Consider the following 23,652-nt stretch of genomic DNA (forward strand, 5'->3'; position numbering starts at 1 on the left):
TTCACGGCCGGTCGGCGATGCCGAAAGTTGGAGCCGTGGCCCATGACGCATTGTGCTGCAAACCGGGCGCCGGTCCGTGGCGGCGGGCCGATGGGCGCGAGGACCGAGCAAGACCATGGCTGATGCGCAACCGCGCCGTCCGTTGGTCGGCGTTGTCTCCGACATACGGGCCATCGACGGCCATTCCTACCATTTGGCTGGCGAGAAGTATATGGCGGCGCTCGCCCATGGCGCAGGCGTCCTGCCTGTGATCCTGCCGCCGATCTCGGGAATCCGTGCCGAGGAAGAGGCCGGATGTTTTTATGGCGCCGACGAGGCGCTCGAACGCATCGATGGCCTGTTCCTTCCGGGCAGCGCCTCGAACGTCGAGCCGCGTCGCTATGGCGGCGTATTCGACCCCAGCGACAGTTCCCAGCGCGACCCGCAGCGCGATGAGACAAGCCTCACGCTTATCCCTGCCGCCATTGAGCGCGGGCTGCCGCTCTTTTGCGTCTGCCGCGGCCTTCAGGAGCTCAATGTCGCGCTCGGCGGCACGCTGCACCAAGAGCTTCACGCGGTGCCGGAAACGATGCAGCACCTGGCAGATTCAACTGCGCCGCATGAGGTCAAATATGCGCCGGCTCACTCGGTCCGGTTCGCCGAGAACGGCATATTCGCGCGGCTTGCCGGCGGCGCCACGGCAAAGGTCAATTCCGTGCACGAACAGGGCATCGACCGGCTGGCCGAGCGGCTCATCGCCGAAGGCTGGGCCGCGGACGGCATGATCGAGGCGGCCAGCGTTGCCGACGCGACCGGTTTTGCGATCGGCGTGCAGTGGCACCCGGAATGGCGCTTTGCGGAGGATGCTCTGTCGCGGGCCCTGTTTCGGGCTTTCGGCGAGGCGGTTTGCGCATACGCGGGCCTACGCCCCGAGGCCGTGGCCCCTCACCCGCGCGGCGGGCGGAACAGGTAGATGACGATCCATACCGGCACCGTCACCACGGCGCCGAGGATCACGTGCGGGGTGGCCCAGCGCACGCTGCCGCCGAGATAGGAGAGAAGTTCATCGGGCGTCAGGCCGACATCCCTCAGCACGTCCTCCGGCCTGATGTCGAGAAAGGCGAGCGCCACGCCGACCAGCAGCGAGGCCAGCGTGATCTTGACCAAGGTCGATATGAAGCGCAGCACCATCTCGCGTCTCCGACAGCCTGCCCCCGCAATTAGAGCGATTCCCGGTCGCAGGTGCGGGCTGCGGGCGAAGCTCCGTCAGTCAGCCTGCATCGCGCGGGGTTGCGCGGCGGTCGCCGCGCGCGTCCGGATCGCGTAGGCCAGCGGCCACAGCGCCAGGATGCCGGCAAGGCCGTTGACGTAGAACTGGAACAGCCCGAGCGGTACGAAGTGCGCGACGGCCATGACGACCAGCGCTCCGGCGACGAGAGCCGTCAGCGGTGGCGTCAGGACGCCGCTGCGTGCGATCGCCATGGCAAAACCGAGGATGCCGACGGCGAAGATCACTGCGGCCGAGAGCAGCAGCGGCAGGAACCAGGCGTCGATCGCGGCCTGCGCGGCGGCGACGTCGGCGCCGATCTCGACGGCGGCGAGTACGGTGAACTCCATCCCGGGCAGGATGGCGTAAAGCGTGGCGCCCATGATGACGAAGGGGATCGCCACGGCGCTGAAGCGTTCCTCGCCCGCCTCCCGCAACCAGGCGCGGACGGCGAGGAAGGCGAGGGCGAGTAGTCCCGAGCCTACGCCGACCAGCAGATGGGCGACCGCCCAGCGGAAGGTGTCCTCGCCGGCTGCTGCGGCGACCGCTGCGGTGTCGGTCAGGTTGGCGATGAACGGGTGGTAAACCAAGCCGGCCAGCATCACCGCCGGCGCGATGGCGACGACGACGGCCCGCAGGCCTGAGATCGTGGTGTCCTTCATGGCTTGCCTCCGTTGGATTTGGAAAGCGCACAAGCGCCTCAACCGATTATAGGGCATTACCCGCGCCAGCGTGAGGAATCAGCCTATCCTATACCGATCGACATGGCGGCCAAAGCATCGCTCCAATATCAGGTAATACCAGGCCGCCGGCCGTTGCGCGAGGCGCGGGCCGGCCGAAGCGTTAATGGCCCAAGATGACCAAGCCCGATCGAGATGCGGTCCCCGTGTGACGAATGCTTTGTAAAGTTATTGGGGCTTGGGGGCGGGCAGGCTTTCCAGGACGGCTTCGAGGCCGCCTTGGCGGGTGGCGCTCCCAAGCAGACCCGGCTCCCCTTTCTTGCCTGCGTCCTCGACTTTCTGGATGGCTTCTTTGACGTGCGGCACGACGCTGTTGAGCTTGAGCGGATCGAGATAGATATTCGGGCTTTCCCACTCGCCGCGCACGATGAGCGGCAGCGCAACCGCCGTTTGCACCGGGTCGGCAGCGGTTCCCGGCTGCGGGATAAGGCTGGCGGAGACCCGATAGTCGAGCGATCGCGCGGGAAGATCGACGTAACCGTCTCCGCCGATCTCGAAGGCGGGGCCTTTGAGCAGAAGATCCTTGTTCTCGGCGATACCGTGATCGACAAGGAACTCAGCCTGCAGGCGGTCGAACTTGGTGTCCGTGCCGGCCGTGGTTTGCCACCCCTCGAGGCGGCTGCCGCGCAGGGTGTCGAGCAAGCCGGTCACGTCCATACCTTTGATCGCGCCGTTTGCGGCGGCCAGGGTCAGTTTTCCCGACAGGTCGGCGATCAGGTCGCTCGGGCTGCGGCCGCTTGCCTGCAGCTTGCCGCTGATATCTCCCTTTCCGTCGATATAGGAAAATCCCGCCATGTCCGTCAGCAGCCGCAACAGGGCCACGCCCTGGGCGCTGAAATTGGTCGACACCTCCGGGGCCTCGTCGCTGCCGTCGATGATGAGCGTGCCGTTGATCTGACCGCCATAAGCGTTCAGCTCGGCGACCTGGGCGGTGAGCCGGCCGGCCGTGAGCGCCGCCGTGATGGCGCCGCTGCCGAGATCATATTCGCGCGCCGTGATCTTGCCGGCCGACAGCCGCAAATCGGCATTGATCAGCCGCAGCGCCGACAGATCGATGGCCTCGGTGCTCCAGCCGGCAGGGCGCGCCTTCGGCACCTCACCCTTGCTTGGCGCGGCCGTCGCCGGCAGATAGGGGTTGAGGTTGAGCGTCGGCGTCGCCAGGGTTGCCTGAAGCTGCGGGCGCTCGCCTTCGAGCTTGACGACGATGGCACCTTCGGCGCTATTGCCGTCGAGCACCAAGGCGACCTCGGAGAAGGCAAGCTTGGTGCCGCCGAGGAGGACTTTCGACACCAATGACAGTTTGTTCAACCCGCTGCTTTCGGGAAGCTCCGTGTCGAACCAGCGCGCCAGGGCGTGCACCGAGGGCACGCTCAGATTGATCTGACCGTCGATGGCGAAGTCGACGCTGGTGCTGAACTGCCCCTTGACGTCGACCGTGAACCGGCTCGAGTCGACCATGACCGCGGCCCGGGTCGTGCCGCCGGAGGCCAAACCAATGGGGTCGTCGGAACTGGTCTTGAAGTTCAGCACCTCGCCGCGCCAGACGAGGTTGCCGGCGGCGGTCATCGGGCTCGCCAGCGACGGCCAGGACACCGTCGCATTGATGCTGCTCGTGTCGATCGCCGCTCCGGAGCGCTGATTGCGGTACTTGATCTGGCCATCAAGGACCAGGAACGTGCCGATCGGTATCGAGCGGGCGGCGGGTGAAAATGCGCCGGCGGCGTCGATCTCCTCGGTCTTCGGCGCGGTGCTGCTCAGCCGCCAGTTCGGCCGGCCGGTCGCGTTGACGATGAAATTGAAACGCGGCCGCACCAGCACGAAGCGCTCGATCTCGACTTGGCCGCGCAACAGCGGCATGACCCGCACACTGGCGTTGAGCTCGTCCATGGCAACGAACGCCTCTGACTCCATCCCCTCGGCATTGGCAATGCTGACGCCGCCGATACGCACCATGATGGCGGGAAACATGGAAAGACTTGCCGGGCCGGTGATGGCGACCTCGCGCCCGGTCAGGCTTTCCAGTTGCGCGGCAACGGATTCGCGAATGGTTTGCGCCGAAACGATGTAGGGAATCAGGAAGATTGCCCCCACCGCGGCGATCGCGATGAGCCCGAGAAAGGAGAACAGCCGCTTCATGTCGTGAGCGTCGGCGCGTTACGTGTTGACCCTGTACTCGGCCATCATAGGTCGAGGTCCGGATGGGTCAAATGTTTCGTCGCCCTCTGGTGAACGGTGGTGCCGCGGGGAGATGACGATAAGCCTTTGATACCTCATGCGACTGCGACGGTCTCGCTCCCGGGCCGCGTCTCGGGGCCGGAGCGGAAGCCGAGCCGCGCGGCGCGGTTGAGCAACACCACCGGCACCAGGCCGACGGCAACGATGGTCAGCGCCGCGAGCGCCGCATCCTCGAAGCGTTCCAGCGAGGCGAACGAATAGACGTGGGTCGCCAGCGTCTCGAAATTGAACGGGCGCAGCAGGATCGTCGCCGGCAACTCCTTCATCGAATCGACGAACACCAAGAGGCCCGCGGCGACCAGCGCCGGTCGGATCAGCGGCAGGTGGACCTCGCGCAAGGCACGGCCCGGCGAGCGGCCAAGCGTGCGCGCGATCATGCCGAGATTTGGGCTCACCTTGCCGAGGCCAGCCTCGATGGCGCCGTGCGAGACGGCGAGAAACCGGATCGTATAGGCGAGCACGATGGCGAAGGCCGAGCCCGACAGCAGCAGCCCGGTGGAGACGCCGAAGGCCGAACGCGTCCAGGCGTCGACGGCATTGTCGAGGCTGGCGAGCGGCACCAGAATGCCGACAGCCAGCACCGTCCCCGGCACCGCGTAGCCGATGACCGCGGTGCGGGTCAGCCCGTGGACGAGGCGCGAGCGGGTAAGCCGCCTCGCATAGACCAGCACGATGCCGGCCGCCACCGACAGCAAGGCGGCGGCCAGCGACAGCGTCAGGCTGTTGCGCGCCAGCGTCAGATAGCCGCCGCCGAGCGCGTCCGACAGCCGCGCGGCGGCATAGACGGCGAGCACGAAGGCGGGCACGGCGAAGCCGAGCAGCACCGGAACGGCGCAGGCGAGCGTCGCCATGAGGGCGCGCGCGCCGGCAAGCTGCGTATGCGGCAGGGGATGGTACTTGCTCGAGGTGTGGTGGAAGCGCTGGCGGCGGCGGCTGTAGCGCTCGAGCCAGATGAGGAAGAAGACGAAGACGAGCAGCACGGCGGCAAGCTGCGCGGCGCCCGCCAGGCTGCCGCGCCCGAGCCAGGTCGCATAGATCGTCACCGTCAGGGTCCTGACGCCGAAAAACTCCACCGCGCCGATATCGTTGATGGTCTCCATCAGCGCCAGGGTGACGCCGGCGACCAGCGCCGGCCGCGCCAACGGCAACGCCACCTCGCGAAAAGTGCTCCAGGCATTGTGGCCCAGCGTGCGGCTGACGTCGAGGACGCACACCGACTGGGCGAGAAACGATGCGCGCGCCGTCAGATATACGTAGGGATAGAGAACGCTCGACATCACCGCGACGGCGCCGGGAAGCGAGCGGATTTCGGGAAACCAGTATTGGGTCGCATCGTGCCAGCCGAACAGGGCGCGAAGGGCGCTCTGGACCGGCCCGGCGTAGTCCATGACCTCGACCCAGCAATAGGCGGATATGTAAGTCGGCACGGCGAGCGGCACCAGCAGCAGCCACTCGAGGACACCGCGGCCCGGAAACCGGCACATGGTCACCAGCCACGCCGTCCCCGTGCCCAGAATGAGGCTGATGAGCCCGACCCCGAGCATCAGCCACAGCGTGTCGCGCAGCGCCCCGGGGAGCACGGTGGCGAGGAGATGCGGCCAGATATTGGCCGATGGCCCGAAGGCCATGACGCCAAGCGCGAACAGCGGCACCAGCGCGATCAGCGACAGCACGAGCACGGCCGCGCCCCAGCGCAGCTCGCTCGGATTGGAGGCGATCCGGCGCCCGGCTCGGGCTGTTTCCGGGCTCTGCTGTGGCGTGACGCTGGGCAAGGACGTTCTTCGATCCTTCGCAAACGGGGTTGACGCAGCGGATGGGGAGACCCCGCCGGCGCGCAAGCCCCCTCTAACAGGTCGGGGCTCGCCCTGTCGAATCGGTTGGGCGGCGGGACGGTATTGGCAAACTTTGCCATCGCCGCTATTCTCGTCCCGATTTCGAGGAGAAGATGGGTATGCCGACCCGGAATATCAGTCTGACCGCCGAGCAGGACGCCCTTATCGACAAGATGGTCAAGAGCGGCGAATACCAGAATGCGAGCGAAGCGCTCCGCGACGCGCTGCGCGCGCTGCAACAGCGGCGGCGGGAGGACGCGTTGAAGCTGAAGGCGCTGCGCCTGCAGATCGGGGGCGGCGTCGAAGCGCTCGAAGGCGGTGCGTTCACCGATGTCGAGGAGGCGGACCTCGACGCTTATCTTGAAGGATTGCCGCCGGGCACGGCTAAGCGCTGATACCGTGGCGCGTTTTCGTCTCTCGGCGCCGGCCGAAGCCGACCTCGCGGGCATCCTCGCCGCCAGCGCGGCGCGGTGGGGGCCTGAAGGCCGCCGCCGCTACGCCGCCCTGCTGGCCGCGGCGCTGCGCCGGGTCGCGGCCGATCCCGAAGGCCCGGCGACGCGGGACCGCGCCGACCTCACGCCCGGCATTCGCAGCCTCCATATCCGCCACGCGCGCGGCGACGATCCGCGGACGGCGGTGAAAAGGCCGGCGCACATCGACTACTACCGTGCGACACGGCCCGGATCGGTCGAGATCGTCCGCGTGCTGCACGAACGCATGGAGCCGAGCCGGCATGTGGGCATGGGGGGTGATTGACGCGGCCACAGCAAAACGCCGGCGGCCCGCCCGTCGTCATCACCGGGCTTCGACCCGGTGATCCATGCGGCCGGGCCGCGAATTCACAAGGTCCCGAAGGGATTACGGTGATAGTGCACTCAATTATCTATCGTCACCGCGTGCATTCGGTTAATTGAGTGCACTGTCACCGTAATTATGTCACCGTAATTACGAATCTTACGGGCTATTTAATCAAACGATTGATTAAATCAGAATGGCCGGAACAGGGTTCAGAACAGCCAGAACCGGTATGGTGGAATCGCCCAACCCATGGAATAAACCCACTATGAGTATAACCAAGAGCATAATTGTGCGGGTTTTCGCCAGCGCGCTCGTCGCCGTATTCTTTGCACTGCAAGTCTGCGCTGCCCAGGCACAGAACAAGATGCGGATCGCCTTCGCGTGGGTCCCAGCAATCGAATCGCTGCACTTTCTCGCAGCCATCGAACGCGCCAGGGAGCGCGGCGTCGATATCGAGGTCTCGTTCAAGCACGCCGAGGACCTCGCCTTCCAGGCCGTCGTCAAAGGCGAGGCGGATATCGGCATTGGCACGCCGTACCTCTTCATCCAGTTGTTTAAGCCGCGGGTCCGCATGTTTGTGCAACTGTCGAGGCTGCGTTTCTTCCCCGTCGTCAATTCCGAGTTCTACCAGACATGGGAAGACCTAAACGGCCAGGAGGTAGCCGTTCAGGGGCGCGGGACGGACACCGAGACGATCATGAAGATCATGGCCGAGAAACATGGCATTACGTACAAGTCCTTCATCTACGGCGGGGGATCAAAGGGACGGGTCGACGCGCTGCTGCTTGGCAAGACCAGAGCCTCGATTCTCAGCGCATTCCAACGTCACACCCTCGAGAAAGAAGCGCCGGGTAAGTTCAAGGTCCTGCCGCTCGGGGACTTTACGGCCACCGACGAGGCCTTGTTCGCCAATATCGACTACCTTGCCGCCCACGCAGACGACGTCGATATCCTGGTCGAGGAGTTGCTATTGCGCATCCGCGAAATTGCCGATGATCCGTCCGTCGTTGTCGAGATGCCCAGGCAATTCAAACTCCTGGCCGCAACCCACAGGCTCACGAACGAAGAAATTCTTGCCTATTTCAAGGAGACCGCCGAGGCCGGTGCTCTGCCCGTCAACGGCGGCGGCACAGACGCGGCCGAACACGATTTCGAGTTCTACAGTGCTGCGGACCAGCTCCGGGGGGAGCCCTCAAGACTGAATGTTGCCGATTTTTGGGATCTTGGCCCGCTTGAGCGGGTGCTACAGAAGCTTGGAACCCGGTGACCTGAAGACCTGATGTCAGGTGAAATCAGCAAGCGTAGCCCGATTGAAATCCGGTTTGACGCTCAACCCCCCGCCTTCTTCCCCGGCCGCAGCAGGTGGCGGTGGGCGGGGTCGTAGAGCGCCGAATCGCGGAAATCGTGCGCGGCCAGCACCGGACCGACGAGGATCAGCGCGGTGCGGGTGATCTTCGCCGCCCGCACCTTTTCCGCGATGTCGGCAAGCGTGCCGCGCAGGATTTTCTCGTCGGGCCAGCTCGCCCGATAGACGACGGCCACCGGGCAGTCCTCGCCGTAATGCGGCGTCAGCGCCTCGCGAACATGACGCAGATTACGCACCGAAAGGTGGATCGCCAGCGTCGCGCCGGAGCGGCCCAGCAGCTCCAGGCTCTCCCGCGCCGGCATCTCGGAGGCCTTCATCGCGGTGCGGGTGAGGATCAGCGTCTGGGCGATGCCGGGAAGCGTCAGCTCGGTCTTCAGCGCGGCGGCGGCGGCGGCATAGGCCGGCACACCCGGGGTCACGTCGAAGGGGATGGAAAGCGCCTTGAGCCGGCGCATCTGCTCGCCGATGGCGCCGTAAAGCGACGGGTCGCCGGAATGCACCCGCGCCACATCCTCGGCCCTCGCGTGCGCCCGCTCCATCTCGGCGATAATCTCGTCGAGCGTCATCGAGGCCGTGTCGCGTATGAGCGCGCCTTCCGGCGCCGCGGCGACCACCGCCTTCGGCACCAGGGAGCCCGCATAAAGGCACACCGGGCAGCGCTTAATCAGGTCGAGCCCGCGCACGGTGATGAGGTCGGCCGCCCCCGGCCCGGCGCCGATGAAATGCACGCTCACGCCGCGCCCTCCCGCTTGGCGGCGTAGCCGCGCGGCGCGTAGACCCGCGTCGCCCCGTCGCCGCGGGCAAAACCGCGCGTGGTCGAAGAGCCGACGATGACGAGGGTCGTCATGTCGACCGCTTCGGCGTCGAACGCGTCGAGGGTCGTGACCGTCACATGCTCCTTTTCCCTGCCGAGATGGGCGGCGACGACGACCGGGGTTTGCGGCGAACGGTGTTGCCGCAAGATCGCCATGGCCCGGTCGAGCGGGTCGCGCCTGCGCTTGGAGCGCGGATTGTAGAAGCAGACCGCGAAATCGGCCTTCGCGGCGGCGCGCACGCGGCTTTCGATGACGCCCCAGGGGGTGAGCAGGTCGGAAAGCGAGATCAGACAGAAATCGTGGCCGAGCGGCGCGCCGGCCCGCGCCGCGGCCGCCTGGAAGGCGGAAATTCCCGGCGCGACGATGATCTCGGCGCGGCGCGCGGCATCGCCGATGCCGCTCTCGGTCATGGGATCGAGCAGCTCGTAAACCAGCGCCGCCAAGGCGTAGATGCCGGGATCGCCGGAGGAGACCAGCGCCACGTCGCGGCCCTGCCCGGCAAGCTCCAGGGCATGGCGCGCCCGCGCTTCCTCCTCGCCCAGCGCGAAACGGTGCAGGCGAACGCCCCCGAAACGACCTTCAATCGGGTCGCTCCACCCCCTCACCCTACCCGTAGCTGGGTGAGGGGGTGATCCAACCTCGACCGATGAGACTCCGGTGAGCCCGGCGGCAAGGTCGAGATAGGCGCCGTAGCCGACCCAAACGTCCGCCGCGCGCAACAGATGCGCCGCCTCGGGGCTCAGCCATGAGGCCGCTCCGGGGCCGATGCCGACGATCGAAAGCCGGCCTCTGGCGCGCCCGATCTGCACCGGATCGAGCGCCCGTTCCGCCCGGGCGACGGCGCATGTGGCGCGCTTCGACTTGACCTTTTCGACGACGAGCGTCCCTTGCGGCCCGACGGCGGCGAGCGCTGCGGCCTCGGCGACGCCGGCGACGCCGACCTCGCGCAGGACGGCCTCGGAAGGGTTGACAAGGCGCGGGGTTTCGGCCTCGAGCGCCTGACCGGCGAAGAACCGCGCCGGCACGCCAAGATGGGCGGCAAGCGTGTGGATCGCCGGCTCGTCGGCCTTGATGTCGAGCGAGCCGACAAGCGCGACCGCCGCTGCGGCGAGATCGTTGCCGGCCAAGACGGTCTCGACGAGAGAGATCAACTCCTCACCGTCGCAGCCGCGTTCGCAGCCGACCCCCAGCGCCAGCACCTTCGGGTGATAGACCAGGCGGTCCGGTCCCCCGGCCACGCGCCGTTCGGTCGCGATAAGCGTAATCGTCCCGTCGCCGGAAAGCGGCAGGCCGCTCTCGGCAAGCCACGGCGCATTGCCCTCGATCCGCGCGCTCTGGCCGGCAAGCAGCGCCGCCATGACCGGCTTCGCATCCTGCGGGTTGGCCAGGACCCAGCCCTCGGGCGGATCGTCGAGCGCCAGGCCGAAGCGCGCATCGCTCGCCGTGGTGATCGCCGGGGCAATGCCGAGCGCTGCGCCGATGCGGCCGGCAAGTTCGTTGGCCCCCCTGTGGCCACCGAGCAGCGGCACGACCGCCTTGCCGTTCTCGGCAACCGCCACCACCGGCGGCTCGGCGCGCTTGTCCAAAAGCAGACGGGCAAGAGCGCGGATGAGGATGCCGGCGGCGCACAGGCCGACGATCGGCGAACGATCGGCAAACAGGCCGGCAAGATGCGTCATGGTGTCGTCGAAGTGAGCGTCAACGCCGTCGACTCGGCCGCTTGCCCCATGGATCTCGCCTTCCCCGAGCGCTTCGCGCAATCTGCGCGCGGTGGCCGCCCCGCCAGGGGAAAGCACAACAAAAACAGGCGCTTTCACCATGACGGGCTCCCGGAATAGATCAGGATCATCGAAAAATAAGGCCGTGCGCCTTCGGGAACCTCGCTCAACGGATAGATGCGTTCTTCGGCCAGCGTCGCGCTCTCGACGACGGACGCCTTTTCGTCGAGCCCGAGGACGCGCAACAGCGCCCGCAGCCGGTCGAAATGCCGGCCGACCTTGATGATGGCAACGGATTTTGCCCGCCCCAGCTCCGCCCGCAACTGCTCGTCGTCGAGGGTCCCCGGCAGCACCTTGATCACGTCGTCGCGGGCGGCGAGCGGCTGACGCAGGCGGGCGGCCGCCGCGGTGAGCGATGTCACGCCGGGGATAACCTCGATTCTGTGCCGCCGCGCCAGCCTGGCGAAGACGTAAATGAAACTGCCATAGAAGAACGGGTCGCCGGCGCACAGAAAGACCACGTCGTCGCCCTTGTCGAGCCGCGCGGAAATGGCGGAAATCGCCGCTTCATAGGCGTCCAGCGCCGCGCCCTCGCTGCCGCGCTTGAAGATCGGCACCGGCAGCTCCTCGGCGCCTTGGGGGATGTACGGGGCGGCGATCTTGCGCGCCAGGGCGGCGCCTTCCTTGTCGATGGGAAAGGCGATCAGATTCGCCTCGGAAATCAGCCGCGCCCCCTTGACGGTCAGAAGCTCCGGGTCGCCCGGCCCGACCCCCACGCCGTAAAGAACTCCCTTCTCGATCATAGGCTTAACCCTTCACCGCGCGCCATTGCATGACGCTCATGCGAGGCTTCAGGCCGCGCTTGCCGCCGACCGGGGCGAGAGGAGCGATGTCGATGCGGACGAGATCGCCGCCATATCGCCCCTGGCGGGCGATCAGCGCCGCTTCCCCTTCCAGCGTCACGGAATTGGCGACCAATCGCCCGCCTTGCGGCAAAGCCGACCAGCAGGCCTCGAACACCGCCTCGTCGGCCACCGCCCCGCCGTGGAATAGGACGTCCGGATGGGCCCTGCCTTGCAACGTCTCCGGCACCTTACCCGCCACGATTTCTAGATCCGGCACGCCGAGTGAACGCGCGTTCTCTCCGATCAGGGAAACGCGGTTCTGGTCGCGCTCGAAAGCGGTTGCGCGGGCGCCCCTTGCTGCGCGCATCCATTCGACGGCGACCGAACCGCAGCCGGCGCCGACGTCCCAAAGCAGCGCGCCCGGCAGGGGCCCCAGGGCCGCCAGGGTCACCGCGCGCACCTCGCGCTTGGTGATCTGGCCGTCATGGCGGAAGGCTTCATCGGGCAATCCCGGCACCCGCGGCAATAGGACGGCTTCGGGCCCGGCGACACATTCGATCGCCAACAGGTTGAATTCGGCGAAGGGTTGCCCGGAAACCTCTTCGGCGCTCAGCGCGACGCTGCGCTCGGCCGCCCCTCCCATATGCTCCAGCACATGCAGGCGGCTCTTCCCATAGCCCCGGCGCCGCAACAGATCGGCGACCTCGCACACCGTCCCGGCACCGCCGGTCAGCGCCAGGATGCGGGCGCCGGGCGCGATCAGAGGCGCGATCAGTGCCGCCGGCCGGCCGTGCAGCGACAGGCATTCGACCTCCTGCAGCGGCCAGCCGAGGCGCGCCGCCGCCAGGGCGAAGGCCGACGGCGCCGGCACGACGCGCATTTCCTCAAGCGGGATATGGCGCAAGAGCGTGCAGCCGACGCCGAAATGCATCGGATCGCCGCTCGCCAGCACCGCGACGGCGCGGCCGCGCCAGCCGGCGATGCGTGCAATCGTTTGCGACAGCGGCGAGGACCACACATGCAATTCCCGGCCCTCGGGGACAAGCCCCGCAAGCAGGCGTTCCGCGCCGACGACGATCTCCGCCGCATCGACAAGCGCCTTTGCCGCCGGGGGCAGGCCGGAAACGCCGTCGTCGCCGACGCCGATGACGCTGAGCCACGGTCTCATGCGGCCTCTCCCGCGCTAAGCGCGTTGACCGCGGCGCCGGCCAGCGCCGAGCCGCCGCGCCGGCCGAGAAGCGTCAGGAAGTGCACGCCGCGCGGATTTTTCGCAAGCTCGGCCTTGGATTCGGCGGCGCCGATAAAGCCGACCGGAAAGGCGAGGATCGCCGCGGGCTGAGGCGCCCCGGCATCGAGCGCTTCCAAGAGCGCGAACAGCGCCGTCGGCGCGTTGCCGATGGCGACGACGGCGCCTTCAAGCCGCGCCCGCCACAAGCAGACCGCCGCCGCCGAGCGGGTGGTGCCCTGCCTTGCGGCCAGATCGGGGACCGAGGGGTCGTTGAGCGTGCAAATCACTTCGTTTGCGGCCGGCAAGCGGGAGCGGATGATCGCTCTTGCCGTCATTTCGGTGTCGGCCAGGACCGGAACGCCGGCAGAAAGTGCTTGTCTTGCCGCCGCCACGACGCCGGCGTCGAAGCGCAGATCGGAAACAAGGTCGGTCATGCCGCAGGCATGGATCAGGCGCACGACTACCGGGTCGAGCGCCGCCGGCAGGCCGGAAAGATCGGCTTCGGCCCGGATCGCGGCGAAGGAGCGGGCGTAGATTTCAGCCGGATCCCGTAGATAATCCATCGGCCGGTCCTCTCAGATCCCGCGCTCAACCCTCCTTGGCCTTCAGGGTCCTGGGTCCAAGTGGGTGGTCGGCATGGGGATAGGGATGACGGTGCGCATGCGCATGGTGGCGATGCGCCCCGGCGGCAAGGCCTTCGACATGATGGTGGTGGCTCTGCTGCGGCAGGCCGACCTCGGCCTCGAAGCCGGGAAGCGCGTCGCGATATTTGCACAGCGCGCAATTCATCGCCGTGTCGCCGTTCAAGGTCTCGTGCACCCGCTCGATGAAGGTTTCGACGACAAGCTCGTGGTCGCCGAGATAGGGCGCCTTGACGAATTCGATCTTCGGATGGAGGGCGGCGACCTCGTCGGTATGGGCGTAGATGCGGTTCACCAAAACGCCGATGAACAGAAAATAGGGAAAGACGACGATGCGTTTGAAGCCGAGCCTTGCCGCGCGCTCCAGTGCCGGGCGAACGAGCGGGAAGGTGACGCCGGAATAGGCAGTCTCGCCCCAGCCGAAGCCCAGGCCCTCCCACAGCATGCGCATTACCTTGGCGACGTTGGAGTTGGCGTCGGGGTCGGACGCGCCGCGCCCGACCACGAGCAGCAGCGTCTCGGGCACCGGCACCGCATCCCCTGCCCGCGCCAGCGCCTCCTGGATACGCGCGGCGGCCGCGCCCAGCATCTTGGCGTCGATGCCGAGCTCGCGGCCATAGTCGATGCGCAGGCCGGGATGGCGGGCGGCATAGTCGTTGAGGAGCGCCGGAATGTCGTTCTTGGCATGGCCGGCGGCAAACAGCATTCCGGGCACGGCAAGGATGCGCGTGACGCCCCCGTCGCGCAGCCTGTCGAGGCCGTCGCCGATAATCGGCGTTGCGAACTCCAGATAGCCGTGGGCGAGGGGAACTTGCGCAAGGCGGGTCTTCAGGGCGCCGACCAGCGCCGCGAACTCGGCGACCGCATCGGAATCGCGGCTGCCATGGCCGCAGACCAAAACCCCGAGGTTTCCGGCTTCGGCGTCGAATTGGGCTGTCGATGTCATAGTCGCCTCCTCGTGCGGAACGCGCGGGAGGCAGAATTCGCATGTGAGGAGGCCCGCCGGCGGCGGCGGGCTTTTCTTGAAACGCAGCTCCGGACTTGGCCCCCTGATTGGGTCGGCCGCACCGGACTAGCTTTCAGTTCCTCAACGGAACGCTGCCTGGCCCTAGAGCGCATTTCGTGAAACCGGAGTCACTCAAAGCGCTCTAACTTTTTTATTTTACGCGCATTTTTGTCCGAAAACCGGTTCCCACTTTTCGGAATGCGCTTTAGAGCGGTTCTAGAACACGATCCGCTCAGCCGCCGGACATCGCCGTCAGCACGTAGACCGTCGCGCCGTCGGGCAGTGGAGTCTTGAGGGTCGCCCGCCGTCCTTCGACGAAGACGTTGATGTTGCGCCGGATTTGCGGCGTCGAATCGCGCAGACGGTCGCGCATGCCCGGCCAGCGGGAGTCCAGCGCGTCGAGCATATGGCCGACCGTCGAAGCGGCAAGCTCCACCTCTCCCACGGAACCCGGAAACAGGCTCACCAGGGCGCCGGGAAGCACGACCGTGACGGTCGGCGCTGCGGTGTCGTCCGGCATTGGGCAAACCTCTCCTGCCACGCACTCTACGCGTCGACAACCAGCGTCTCAATCGAGGTGATGATGGGCATATGCTCGGCGATGCACCGCCAGCTGTCGCCCTCGTCGATGCTGGCGAACAACGAGCCTGAATTGGTGCCGAAATAGATCCCTGCCGGCTCGAGCGGGTCGGTCGCCATGGCCTGGCGCAACACGGCGCAAAAGGCGTTCTTCTGGGGCAGCCCCCGGCGAAGGGCCTCCCAGCTCGCGCCGCCGTCGCGCGTGCGCCACACCGCCGCCTTGCCGTCGGGCACGTAGCGGCCGAGCACGTCGCCGTTGAGCGGGATGAGGTAGAGGGTCTCGGGGTCGCGGGGATGGACCGCGGACGGAAAGCCGAAAGTGGAGGGCAGGCCCGCCTCGATGCTTTCCCACTTCTTGCCGCCGTCCGCGCTGCGATACATGCCGCAATGGTTCTGCTGATAGAGACGGTCGGGCATGCCCGGCGCCATGACGATCGAGTGCACGCACTGGCCATGCTCGGCATAGCGCTGACCCTCGGGAAGATAGTCGTTGCGCGTGCCCCGGTTGCGCGCCTCCCAGCTCGCGCCGCCGTCGCCCGAATGGAAGACGCCGCCGGCGGAGACCGCGACCCAGAGCTGCTTCTCGTCTTCGGGATGACGAAGGATCGAATGCAGGATGAGGCCGCCGCCGCCCGGCGTCCAGTCGGAGCGGGAGGGGTGCTTCTGCAATCCGTCGATGTGCCGCCAGGTCAGGCCCGCATCGTTGCTGCCGAACAGGCCGGCCGGCTCGACGCCGGCATGGAGCCTTTCCCCGTTCGGCGCCACGCACCAGACCGATCTGATCGGAACTTCCCCTTCGGCATAGGCGAGACCCTCGCTCGAATGCGACCAGCTGTTGCCGAGGTCGGTGGATTTCCAGACCGCCGGGCCGAACCATTCGTTGCCGCCGCCGGCATAGATGGTGCCGGTCGCAGCCTCGGCGATGACGTGATTGATCGGCCAGGCTTCGCAATACGGCCCGCCGAGCTCCCAGGAACGCCGTCTCGGATTGCCTTCGAGGATAAAGGCGCCCTTCCTCGTTCCTACCAGAATGAGGACCTTCTTCGCCATTTTCCGCCTCCCTTGCGCACCGAACGGCCGCTGCGCGGGCTTTGTCCGTCTATGGCCTTGGAGCATCCGACCGCCGCCAGACGGTAGTTTGTCCGGGCCAATATCTGCAAGCGACGATTGCGTGATCGCTTCGGCGTTGACGCGGTCACGGCCCCGATCTTGTCGCCAACGACGATGGCGGAAAATGGGCCTGAGCGGGGCATTTCACGTCTTGCCCTGAGCAGGGAGGCAGGCCATGCTTCCCATTCGCGATCTCGCGCAAAAAGGGAGGACCACGATGAAACGCCACGCATCCGCCGTCTGGAAGGGAGACATCAAGCAGGGGAAGGGGCGCGTTTCCGTCCAGTCCGGCGCCCTCAGGGACCAGCCCTACTCGGCCCACAGCCGGTTCGAGGACGAGGAGGGACGCTCCGGCACCAACCCGGACGAGCTGATCGCCGCCGCCCATGCGAGCTGTTTCGCCATGCAGCTTTCCGCCTTTCTCTCCCGTGAGGGCCATCCGCCCGACGAGCTCAGTGCCAAAGCGGTGGTTGAGATCATCCCAGGCGAGGGGATCAAGAGCAGCCGTCTGACGCTCGACGCCAAGGTGCCGGGGATAACGGCGGAAAAATTCAAGGAGCTGGCGAACAAGGCCAAGGCCGAGTGCCCGGTCTCCAAGGCGCTCGGCGCCATCGAGGTCGCCCTGGAAGCGAGGCTCTTGGGCCAGAGCGGTTAATCTTCTTCTTCGAGCAGCCGTTGTTCGACGGCCGCGAGCCGGCGTACCCGTTCCAGATCCTCCAGCGTGTCGACGCCGAGCGCCTTGTGCTCGGTCAGGCCGACATAATATTTCAGTCCCAGCTCCAGCCCGCGAAGCTGCTCCAGATCCTCGGCGATCTCGAGCGCCGTCGGCGGCGAGAGGACGAACTTTTCCAGGGCTTCGTAGCGGTAGGCGTAAAAGCCGAAATGGTGCTTGACGGTCTTGGCCCGGTAGGGGATCGGCGCGCGGCAGAAATAAAGCGCCTGGCCCTTGGCGTCGGTGACCGCCTTGACGCAATTGGGGCTGGCGATGATTTGCGGGTCCTCGGTCACATGGCAGAAGGTGACGATGTCCGGCCAGCCGAGCTCGAAGGCCTTGGCCGCCTCGACGATCAGATCGGGGGGAAAGAACGGCTCGTCGCCCTGCACGTTCATGACGATGTCGGGTTTTTTCGTGCCTTTTTTCATCAGCTTCTGCAGCGCCTGCCAGACCCTGTCCGATCCGCGCGGCAGCTGCGGGTCGGTCAGCACGGCCTTGCCGCCGGCGGCCTTGACGGCCTCGACGATTTCGGCGTCGCCGCAGGCCACCGTCACCGGGCCGAGGTCGGCCTTGCAGGCCTGTTCCCAGGCGCGGACGATCATCGGCTTGCCGCCGATGTCCATCAGCGCCTTGCCCGGCAACCGGGTGCTTTGCAGGCGGCTCGGAATGAGCGTGTGAATGCGCATGGGTGTTTCCAAAAGCCCCCGTCGATAGGATCCGTTCCGTTCACGTCGCGCTCAGCAGCAGCATGCCGAGCAGGGTTACGATCCGTGCCAGATCCGCCCATTTCCGCGGCCCCTGATAGCGGGCGGCGCTGCGCCAGACGGCAACGATCATTAAGACGTTATAGGGAACGGGCAAGAGAAAAACCGGGATGAACAGCCACGGGCTCATCTCGATCGCGGCCAGCATCGCAAAGGCGAACGTCGCCACGATATTCGCCAGCAATCCGTAAAAGACGGCATATTGCCAGAACGCCACCGGCAAAGGGACCTCGCCGGCCCACAGTGCTTTGATCTTTTCCGCCATAGCCGGATTGTCCGTATCACACCTTCCCTTCGACATAGGCGCGGACCAGATGGTGCGCGATGGCGAAGGAGAACGGCGTGAACAACCCGTCGGAATGGCTCTGGGCCAGCATTGCGCCGGCCTCATCGCGGGTGAACCAGCGGGCGTCCTCCAGCTCGGTCTCGTCGACGGTTATGTCATCGCTCAGCCCCCGCGCGTGGCAGCCGATCATCAGGGCGGACGGAAACGGCCAGGGCTGGCTCGAATGGTAGCGAACCTCGCCGACCCTGATGCCGGCCTCCTCCAGGACCTCGCGGCGCACGGACTCTTCCAGCGATTCGCCGGGCTCGATGAAGCCGGCGAGTGCCGAATACAAATTGCGGGTGAAATGGCGCTGGCGGGCGAGCAGGCATTTCTCGCCGCGGTGGACGAGCATGATGGCGACCGGGTCGACGCGGGGAAAATGCCAGCGATCGCAGGAAGGGCAGATGCGTTTGGCGCCGCCGTCGGCGACCTCCGTCGCGGTGCCGCAATTGGCGCAGAAGGCGTGGTGGCGGTGCCACTCCAGGAGCGACTTGGCAAGGCCGATGCGGGCGAGCGGCTCGGGCGCGATCCGCGCTTGAATGCCGAGGACGCGCACATCCTCGAATGCCCCATCGCCGCAGACGACGGCGTCGTCGGGCAGCGCGTGGGCGAAGAGCGGCGTGCCGGCGGCATCGAGGCCGAGAAACAGCGCCTTGGCCGCGGCGCCGGGCCCGATCCGGTCGAGCGCCTCGGCGCTCAGGAAAACCGGCTGGGTGACGCCGCCGCCGGTGTCGAGATGAACCAGCGGGCGGGTCTTCTGGAACACCAGGAAGCGCGCTTCCGGCTGCGCCCGCAGTGCCTCGATCCAGGCCTGATCGGTGCGCCTGTCGGTTGCCCGGTCAAGCCCGTGGCCGGTGAAGATGTGCCGGTGGTCGCTCATGGACACCCTGTCATAGCCCGGCCATGGCCAGGCTTGAAGCGGGAAATGGTCACACGCTTGCGCTTCACCCCGCGATGGCCGATATAGGGCGCGGGAGGTTGGCGGCGGACGAGCCGCTCGCCAACCGGGTCAGGTCCGGAAGGAAGCAGCCCCAACGAGACCGGCACGGGTTGTCGTCCAGCCTCCCACCGGGGCGCCGAAAAGGTCCGGGGCCGGGGAGGCCGAATGACCGACGTACCATCGACCGGCGAGACCCGCGCGGCGGGCACGCCCTATCGCGTGCTGGCGCGCAAGTACCGGCCGCAGACCTTCGACGAGCTGATCGGCCAGGACGCCATGGTGCGGACGCTGACCAACGCCTTCGACACCGGCCGCATCGCCCAGGCCTACATGCTGACCGGCGTGCGCGGCGTCGGCAAGACGACGACGGCGCGGATCATCGCCCGCGCCCTCAACTATTCGCTGCCCGGAAAGGCGGACGCGCCGACCGTCCACATGGACGAGCCCGGCGAGCATTGCCAGGCGATCATGGAATCGCGCCATGTCGACGTGGTCGAGCTCGATGCCGCCTCCCATACCGGCATCGACGACATCCGCGAGATCATCGAGAGCGCCCGCTACCGGCCGGTCTCGGCGCGCACCAAGGTCTATATCATCGACGAGGTGCACATGCTCTCCAAGCAGGCCTTCAACGGCCTGCTGAAAACGCTGGAAGAGCCGCCCGAGCACGTCAAGTTCATCTTCGCCACCACCGAGATCCGAAAAGTGCCGATCACCGTTCTGTCGCGCTGCCAGCGCTTCGATCTGCGCCGCATCGACTCTGGCGTGCTGGCGGCCTTCCTCAGGGACATCCTCGCCAAGGAGAAGGTCGAGGCCGACGAAGAGGCGCTGGCGCTGATCGCCCGGGCGGCGGAGGGCTCGGCCCGCGACGCGCTGTCGATCCTCGACCAGGCGATCGCCCATGCTGCGGGCAGGGTCGCGGCGGAAGAGGTGCGCGACATGCTGGGGCTCGCCGACCGGGCCCGCGTCATCGAGCTGTTCACGGCGGTGATGGCAGGCGACGTGGCTGGGGCGCTCAAGGAGCTGAAGGCGCAATACGATGCCGGCGCCGACCCGGCCGTGGTGCTTTCCGACCTCGCGGCGCTGACCCATTTCATTACCCGCGTCAAATATGTGCCGGAGGCGGCCGGCGACCCGAGCCTTGCCGAGGGCGAGCGCCGCGCGGCGCAGGACTTCGCCGAAAAGCTCGACGCCCGGGTTTTGGCGCGCAGCTGGCAGATGCTGCTCAAGGGGCTCGGCGAATGCCAGACCGCTCCCCGCCCGCTTGCCGCCGCCGAGATGGTGCTGGTCAGGCTTGCCCATGCGGCGGGCCTGCCGACCCCGGACGAGCTGATCCGGGCGCTCGGCGACGGCGGGGACGGGACGCAGGCCGCCCGCCCGGCCACGCCGGCACGGCAACCCGCCGGCGCCACGGCCAAGGCGCGCAACGCGCCTCCTTTGTCGAGAGGCCCTGGGGGCGGCGCGCGCATGGGTGGCGGCGACGTGCGCCCCGTCATGGCGGCGCGGCCGGACAGCGATGCGCTGCCCGAGGAAGGAACGCCCATCGCCTGCCTTGCCGACATCGTTGCGCTGGCGGCGGCCGAGCGCGACCTGCCGCTCAAGATCGCGCTCGAAGAGAGGGTGCGGCTCGTGCGCCTGGAGCCGGGACGGCTCGAGATCGATATCGACGAAGGCGCCCCGGCCGATCTTGCCAACCGTCTGTCGGGTCTCCTGAAACTGTGGACCGGCGCGCGCTGGATGGTGGTGGTGGCGAGCGGGCGCGGCGGGCCGACGCTGGCCGAAGAGGCGCGCGCCAAACGCGAGGCCCGCTTTGCGGAAGCTGCCGCCGATCCCGTCGTGCGCCGCCTGCTCGACCGCTTCCCCGGCGCCGAGATCGTCGATGTGCGCGACAAGCCGGTTGCCGGAGACGGCGCGCCGGGAGACTTTGCCGATGAACCCGATGAACCCGATGAACCCGATGACTTCGATGACTAGCGCATGATGATTTTAAGTCGACGCGCAACCATCCCTCCTCCCTTGCGGGGGAGGACGAAAAATCAATGCGTTGGCGGCGCGTCAGCGGCGCCAAGCGCTGGATTTTTCAGGAGGGGGGGACATGCCGCCGATCCCCCTCCTGCAAAATTCAAGGGTTAGCCTCGCGAAGCTCGGCTAACACCTTAATTTTGCTTTCTCCCCCGCAAGGGGGGAGAAGAATATTAGAGAGCGAGGGCGAGGGAAGAAACCGTCGATGACCCGATGGTATGAGCTGTGAAAGAAAGGCCTGAGCCGTGATCAAGAATTTCTCCAGCATGCTCAAACAGGCCCAGGAGCTGCAGGGCCGCATGGCCGAGATGCAGGCCGAGCTCGAGCGCATCGAGGTCGAGGGCGCGGCCGGCGGCGGGCTCGTGCGCGTCACGCTGTCGGGCAAGGGCGACCTGAAGTCCGTCTCCATCGACCCGAGCCTCGCCAAGCCCGAGGATGTCGAGATCGTCGAGGACCTGATCGTCGCCGCCCATGGCGAGGCCAAGCGCAAGCTTGAAGCTCAGCTGCGGGAAAGGATGAAGGCGCTGACGGGCGGCCTGCCGCTGCCGCCGGGTCTCGGCCTTTGAGCAGTTTCTCCGTCCATGCCCCGTAGCGCCGCCGGCCCCGAGATCGAGCGTCTGATCCACCTGCTGGCGCGCCTGCCGGGGCTTGGGCCGCGCTCGGCGCGCCGCGCGGCGCTCTATCTCATCAAGCGCAAGGACGAACTGCTCGAGCCGTTGGCCGCCGCCCTGAAGCTTGCCGGCGAGCGCATCCTCGTCTGCTCGACCTGCGGCAATATCGACACCGCCGACCCCTGCGCCATCTGCGCCGATCCGCGCCGCGACGCCTCGGTCATCTGCGTCGTCGAGGACGTCGCCGACCTGTGGGCGCTGGAACGGGCCGCCGCCATCGACGCCCGCTACCACGTGCTCGGCGGCGTCCTGTCGCCGCTCGACGGCATCGGCCCGGACGAGCTCAACATCGCCGCCCTGATCGCGCGCGCCGGAGCCGATGAGGTCAAGGAGGTGCTGCTCGCCGTCAACGCCACGGTCGAGGGCCAGACCACGGCGCACTACATCACCGACCTTCTCGCCGGCAGCGGCGTCAAGGTCTCGCGGCTCGCCCACGGCGTGCCGGTCGGCGGCGAGCTCGACTATCTCGACGAGGGCACGCTCGCCGCCGCGGTCAGGCAGCGCACCGAATTCTAGTCTTGTCGACATCGGCCAGGCGATTCATGTAAAACCCCTTTACATGAAATGGACCGGACATGGCCGCCGGGCGCGGCGCGGATACCACCACGGAAACCTGCCCGAGGCGCTGGTTCAGGCGGCGCTGAAGCTGATCGTGGACAAGGGGCCGGCCGGCTTCACCTTCGCGGAAGCCGCGCGGTCGGCCGGCGTCAGCCCGGCCGCGCCCTACCGCCACTACCGCGACCGCGACGCGCTGATGGCGGAAGTCGCGCGGCGCGGCTTCGAGCGCTTCGCGGCGGGGCTGGCGCGCGCCTGGAACGACGGCGACCCCGACCCGCTGACCGCCTTTCACAATGTCGGACGGGCCTACCTCGCCTTCGCGCGCGCCGAGCCCGCCTATTATTCGGCGATGTTCGAGGCGGGTTTGCCGCCGGACCTGAGCGCCGAGCTCGCCCGCGCCGCGGAGGAGGCCTTCGCCGTTCTGCAGCGGGCGGCCGAAGCCATATGCGCGACCCTGCCGAAGGCCGGCAGGCCGCCGGCGATGATGGTGAGCCTGCACGTCTGGGCGCTCTCCCACGGCATCGCCTCGCTGTTTTCCCGCGGCGACGCGGCCCGGCGCAAGCTGCCGATGACGCCGGAGGACCTGCTGGAGGCGGGCGTGCTGGTCTATCTGCGCGGGCTGGGGCTCGGTGCCGAATAGGACCTGGCGCGCGGCACGCCGCAATACCTCTTTCTACCGGGGAGAGGCGATCAGTTGCCGCCTCACCGGTTGAAGGCGAGAGCCCTCGGCACCATCTTCTGAATCTGCCGAAAGGAACTCGCTTGACAGACCCGGCGACCCCGCCATATATGTGAATGTGAACAACATTAACATGGGTGCTCCAATGGAACTCGTCGCGAAATTGGACGAATACGGAAAGCCGGCCTGGATCGCCTTGATGATCCTCGGCTTCATTGTCTTCTGGCCGGTCGGCCTCGCCCTTCTGGTCTTTCTGCTATGGAGTGGACGCATGGGATGTCACACGCATCGCGGCCCCGGCCGCTGGCACTATGAGGAGAAGGCCCGCGACTTTAAGGGTTCGCGCTGGCGCGACTGGGGCAGACGCCAGCCTTCGAGCGGCAATGTCGCTTTCGACGAATATCGCGAAGCGACGCTGAAGCGGCTCGAACAGGAGCATGAGGAATTCATGGCCTTCCTTGGCAATCTCCGCCAGGCCAAGGACAAGGCGGAATTCGACCAGTTCATGACCCAGCGCCGCCGTTCCGGACCGAAGGACGCGCCGGACGCATCCGAGGGCCCGGAGGGCCCGGCGCCGCAGCCGCAGGGCTGACCGCAATTCCAATTCAGACCAACGCCGGGCATCCCGATGCCCGGCGTTTTGCATGGCGACGGCACCCGACCGAAATCCACCTGATCTGAATCGGATTTCGATCCGATCTCTTTGGTTGAGCCTGTTCTTGTCGCAAAACCGGTTCCCACTTTTGCGGAACATGCTCATTTGGTTGAGCCTGTTCTTGTCGCAAAACCGGTTCCCACTTTTGCGGAACATGCTCT

At 66.9% G+C, this 23,652-nt stretch carries 25 protein-coding genes and 1 other RNA gene; 11 read left to right on the forward strand and 15 right to left on the reverse strand.

The features are described from left to right. The first annotated feature begins 115 nt into the window (after positions 1-115). Positions 116-952, forward strand: a complete 837-nt coding sequence (locus tag Q8P46_18540) for a gamma-glutamyl-gamma-aminobutyrate hydrolase family protein (protein MDP2622143.1) — start codon at positions 116-118, stop codon at positions 950-952. On the opposite strand, the gene Q8P46_18545 is transcribed toward Q8P46_18540, so the two are convergent. The 4 genes from Q8P46_18545 to Q8P46_18560 form a co-directional block, all read right to left on the reverse strand. Next, positions 925-1,170: a DUF6460 domain-containing protein gene (locus tag Q8P46_18545; protein ID MDP2622144.1), complete on the reverse strand. Its 246-nt coding sequence runs from the start codon at positions 1,168-1,170 to the stop codon at positions 925-927. The genes Q8P46_18540 and Q8P46_18545 overlap by 28 nt on opposite strands. 75 nt (positions 1,171-1,245) lie before the next feature. After that, positions 1,246-1,908 (reverse strand): hypothetical protein, encoded by a 663-nt coding sequence (locus tag Q8P46_18550; GenBank protein ID MDP2622145.1) that lies wholly within the window; start codon positions 1,906-1,908, stop codon positions 1,246-1,248. Between the two features lie 246 nt (positions 1,909-2,154). After that, complete coding sequence (locus Q8P46_18555) at positions 2,155-4,122, reverse strand: AsmA family protein (protein ID MDP2622146.1); 1,968 nt, start codon at positions 4,120-4,122, stop codon at positions 2,155-2,157. 134 nt (positions 4,123-4,256) lie between these two features. After that, complete coding sequence (locus Q8P46_18560) at positions 4,257-5,993, reverse strand: iron ABC transporter permease (protein ID MDP2622147.1); 1,737 nt, start codon at positions 5,991-5,993, stop codon at positions 4,257-4,259. A 173-nt stretch (positions 5,994-6,166) separates the two neighbouring features. Here Q8P46_18560 and Q8P46_18565 point away from each other — a divergent pair, with 173 nt between their 5' ends. From Q8P46_18565 to Q8P46_18575, 3 genes are all read left to right on the forward strand, one after another. Next, on the forward strand, positions 6,167-6,448 hold the full coding sequence (locus tag Q8P46_18565) for a type II toxin-antitoxin system ParD family antitoxin (GenBank protein ID MDP2622148.1): 282 nt from the start codon (positions 6,167-6,169) through the stop codon (positions 6,446-6,448). A 4-nt stretch (positions 6,449-6,452) separates the two neighbouring features. Further along, a complete protein-coding gene (locus Q8P46_18570; protein MDP2622149.1) occupies positions 6,453-6,809 on the forward strand; it encodes a type II toxin-antitoxin system RelE/ParE family toxin in 357 nt (118 codons plus the stop codon). Positions 6,810-7,116: 307 nt separating this feature from the next. Further along, positions 7,117-8,118 carry an ABC transporter substrate-binding protein gene (locus tag Q8P46_18575; protein ID MDP2622150.1) on the forward strand — a complete coding sequence of 334 codons (1,002 nt, stop codon included), beginning with the start codon at positions 7,117-7,119 and terminating at the stop codon, positions 8,116-8,118. A 62-nt stretch (positions 8,119-8,180) separates the two neighbouring features. Here the strand turns inward: Q8P46_18575 and cobM are convergent, their stop codons facing one another. From cobM to Q8P46_18615, 8 genes are all read right to left on the reverse strand, one after another. Then, complete coding sequence (cobM, locus tag Q8P46_18580; GenBank protein ID MDP2622151.1) at positions 8,181-8,951, reverse strand: precorrin-4 C(11)-methyltransferase; 771 nt, start codon at positions 8,949-8,951, stop codon at positions 8,181-8,183. Then, entirely contained in the window at positions 8,948-10,852 is a 1,905-nt protein-coding gene (locus tag Q8P46_18585) for a bifunctional cobalt-precorrin 5A hydrolase/precorrin-3B C(17)-methyltransferase (protein ID MDP2622152.1), read from the reverse strand. Before Q8P46_18585 ends, cobM begins: the two co-directional genes overlap by 4 nt. Next, positions 10,846-11,553, reverse strand: coding sequence for a precorrin-2 C(20)-methyltransferase (cobI, locus tag Q8P46_18590; GenBank protein ID MDP2622153.1), 708 nt, complete (start codon positions 11,551-11,553; stop codon positions 10,846-10,848). The genes Q8P46_18585 and cobI overlap by 7 nt, the downstream gene beginning before the upstream one ends. A gap of 4 nt (positions 11,554-11,557) precedes the next feature. Continuing rightward, positions 11,558-12,763 carry a precorrin-6y C5,15-methyltransferase (decarboxylating) subunit CbiE gene (gene cbiE, locus Q8P46_18595; GenBank protein ID MDP2622154.1) on the reverse strand — a complete coding sequence of 402 codons (1,206 nt, stop codon included), beginning with the start codon at positions 12,761-12,763 and terminating at the stop codon, positions 11,558-11,560. After that, entirely contained in the window at positions 12,760-13,386 is a 627-nt protein-coding gene (locus Q8P46_18600; protein MDP2622155.1) for a precorrin-8X methylmutase, read from the reverse strand. Before Q8P46_18600 ends, cbiE begins: the two co-directional genes overlap by 4 nt. 25 nt (positions 13,387-13,411) lie before the next feature. Then, complete coding sequence (locus Q8P46_18605) at positions 13,412-14,410, reverse strand: sirohydrochlorin chelatase (protein ID MDP2622156.1); 999 nt, start codon at positions 14,408-14,410, stop codon at positions 13,412-13,414. A gap of 292 nt (positions 14,411-14,702) precedes the next feature. Further along, positions 14,703-14,990, reverse strand: coding sequence for a MoaD/ThiS family protein (locus tag Q8P46_18610; GenBank protein ID MDP2622157.1), 288 nt, complete (start codon positions 14,988-14,990; stop codon positions 14,703-14,705). Positions 14,991-15,016: 26 nt separating this feature from the next. Continuing rightward, positions 15,017-16,099, reverse strand: a complete 1,083-nt coding sequence (locus tag Q8P46_18615; GenBank protein ID MDP2622158.1) for an exo-alpha-sialidase — start codon at positions 16,097-16,099, stop codon at positions 15,017-15,019. Positions 16,100-16,376: 277 nt separating this feature from the next. Between Q8P46_18615 and Q8P46_18620 the strand changes: the two genes are divergently transcribed. Continuing rightward, positions 16,377-16,814, forward strand: a complete 438-nt coding sequence (locus tag Q8P46_18620) for an OsmC family protein (GenBank protein ID MDP2622159.1) — start codon at positions 16,377-16,379, stop codon at positions 16,812-16,814. Here Q8P46_18620 and kdsB read toward each other — a convergent pair. Genes kdsB through nudC form a run of 3 tightly spaced genes read right to left on the reverse strand, consistent with a single transcriptional unit; the run spans position 16,811 to position 18,846 of the window. Next, complete coding sequence (kdsB, locus tag Q8P46_18625) at positions 16,811-17,560, reverse strand: 3-deoxy-manno-octulosonate cytidylyltransferase (protein ID MDP2622160.1); 750 nt, start codon at positions 17,558-17,560, stop codon at positions 16,811-16,813. The two genes, Q8P46_18620 and kdsB, sit on opposite strands and share 4 nt — an antisense overlap. 40 nt (positions 17,561-17,600) lie before the next feature. Beyond that, the gene (locus Q8P46_18630; GenBank protein ID MDP2622161.1) at positions 17,601-17,903 is read right to left on the reverse strand and encodes a hypothetical protein; all 303 of its coding nucleotides are present in this window, start codon (positions 17,901-17,903) and stop codon (positions 17,601-17,603) included. 16 nt (positions 17,904-17,919) lie between these two features. Continuing rightward, on the reverse strand, positions 17,920-18,846 hold the full coding sequence (nudC, locus tag Q8P46_18635; protein MDP2622162.1) for an NAD(+) diphosphatase: 927 nt from the start codon (positions 18,844-18,846) through the stop codon (positions 17,920-17,922). 92 nt (positions 18,847-18,938) lie between these two features. Between nudC and ffs the strand changes: the two genes are divergently transcribed. The 6 genes from ffs to Q8P46_18665 all read left to right on the forward strand — a co-directional run bounded on the left by ffs (position 18,939) and on the right by Q8P46_18665 (position 23,428). Further along, positions 18,939-19,036: signal recognition particle sRNA small type (gene ffs / locus Q8P46_18640), an RNA gene on the forward strand. A gap of 35 nt (positions 19,037-19,071) precedes the next feature. Continuing rightward, positions 19,072-20,880, forward strand: a complete 1,809-nt coding sequence (locus Q8P46_18645) for a DNA polymerase III subunit gamma/tau (GenBank protein MDP2622163.1) — start codon at positions 19,072-19,074, stop codon at positions 20,878-20,880. A 296-nt stretch (positions 20,881-21,176) separates the two neighbouring features. After that, positions 21,177-21,494: a YbaB/EbfC family nucleoid-associated protein gene (locus tag Q8P46_18650; protein ID MDP2622164.1), complete on the forward strand. Its 318-nt coding sequence runs from the start codon at positions 21,177-21,179 to the stop codon at positions 21,492-21,494. Positions 21,495-21,509: 15 nt separating this feature from the next. Next, positions 21,510-22,115 (forward strand): recombination mediator RecR, encoded by a 606-nt coding sequence (gene recR, locus Q8P46_18655; protein MDP2622165.1) that lies wholly within the window; start codon positions 21,510-21,512, stop codon positions 22,113-22,115. Between the two features lie 43 nt (positions 22,116-22,158). Beyond that, entirely contained in the window at positions 22,159-22,797 is a 639-nt protein-coding gene (locus Q8P46_18660) for a TetR/AcrR family transcriptional regulator (protein MDP2622166.1), read from the forward strand. 184 nt (positions 22,798-22,981) lie between these two features. Next, positions 22,982-23,428, forward strand: coding sequence for a DUF2852 domain-containing protein (locus Q8P46_18665; GenBank protein ID MDP2622167.1), 447 nt, complete (start codon positions 22,982-22,984; stop codon positions 23,426-23,428). The last annotated feature ends 224 nt before the right edge of the window (positions 23,429-23,652 follow it).

The sequence above is a fragment of the Hyphomicrobiales bacterium genome (genome assembly GCA_030688605.1).
Classification (GTDB): Bacteria; Pseudomonadota; Alphaproteobacteria; order Rhizobiales; family NORP267; genus JAUYJB01.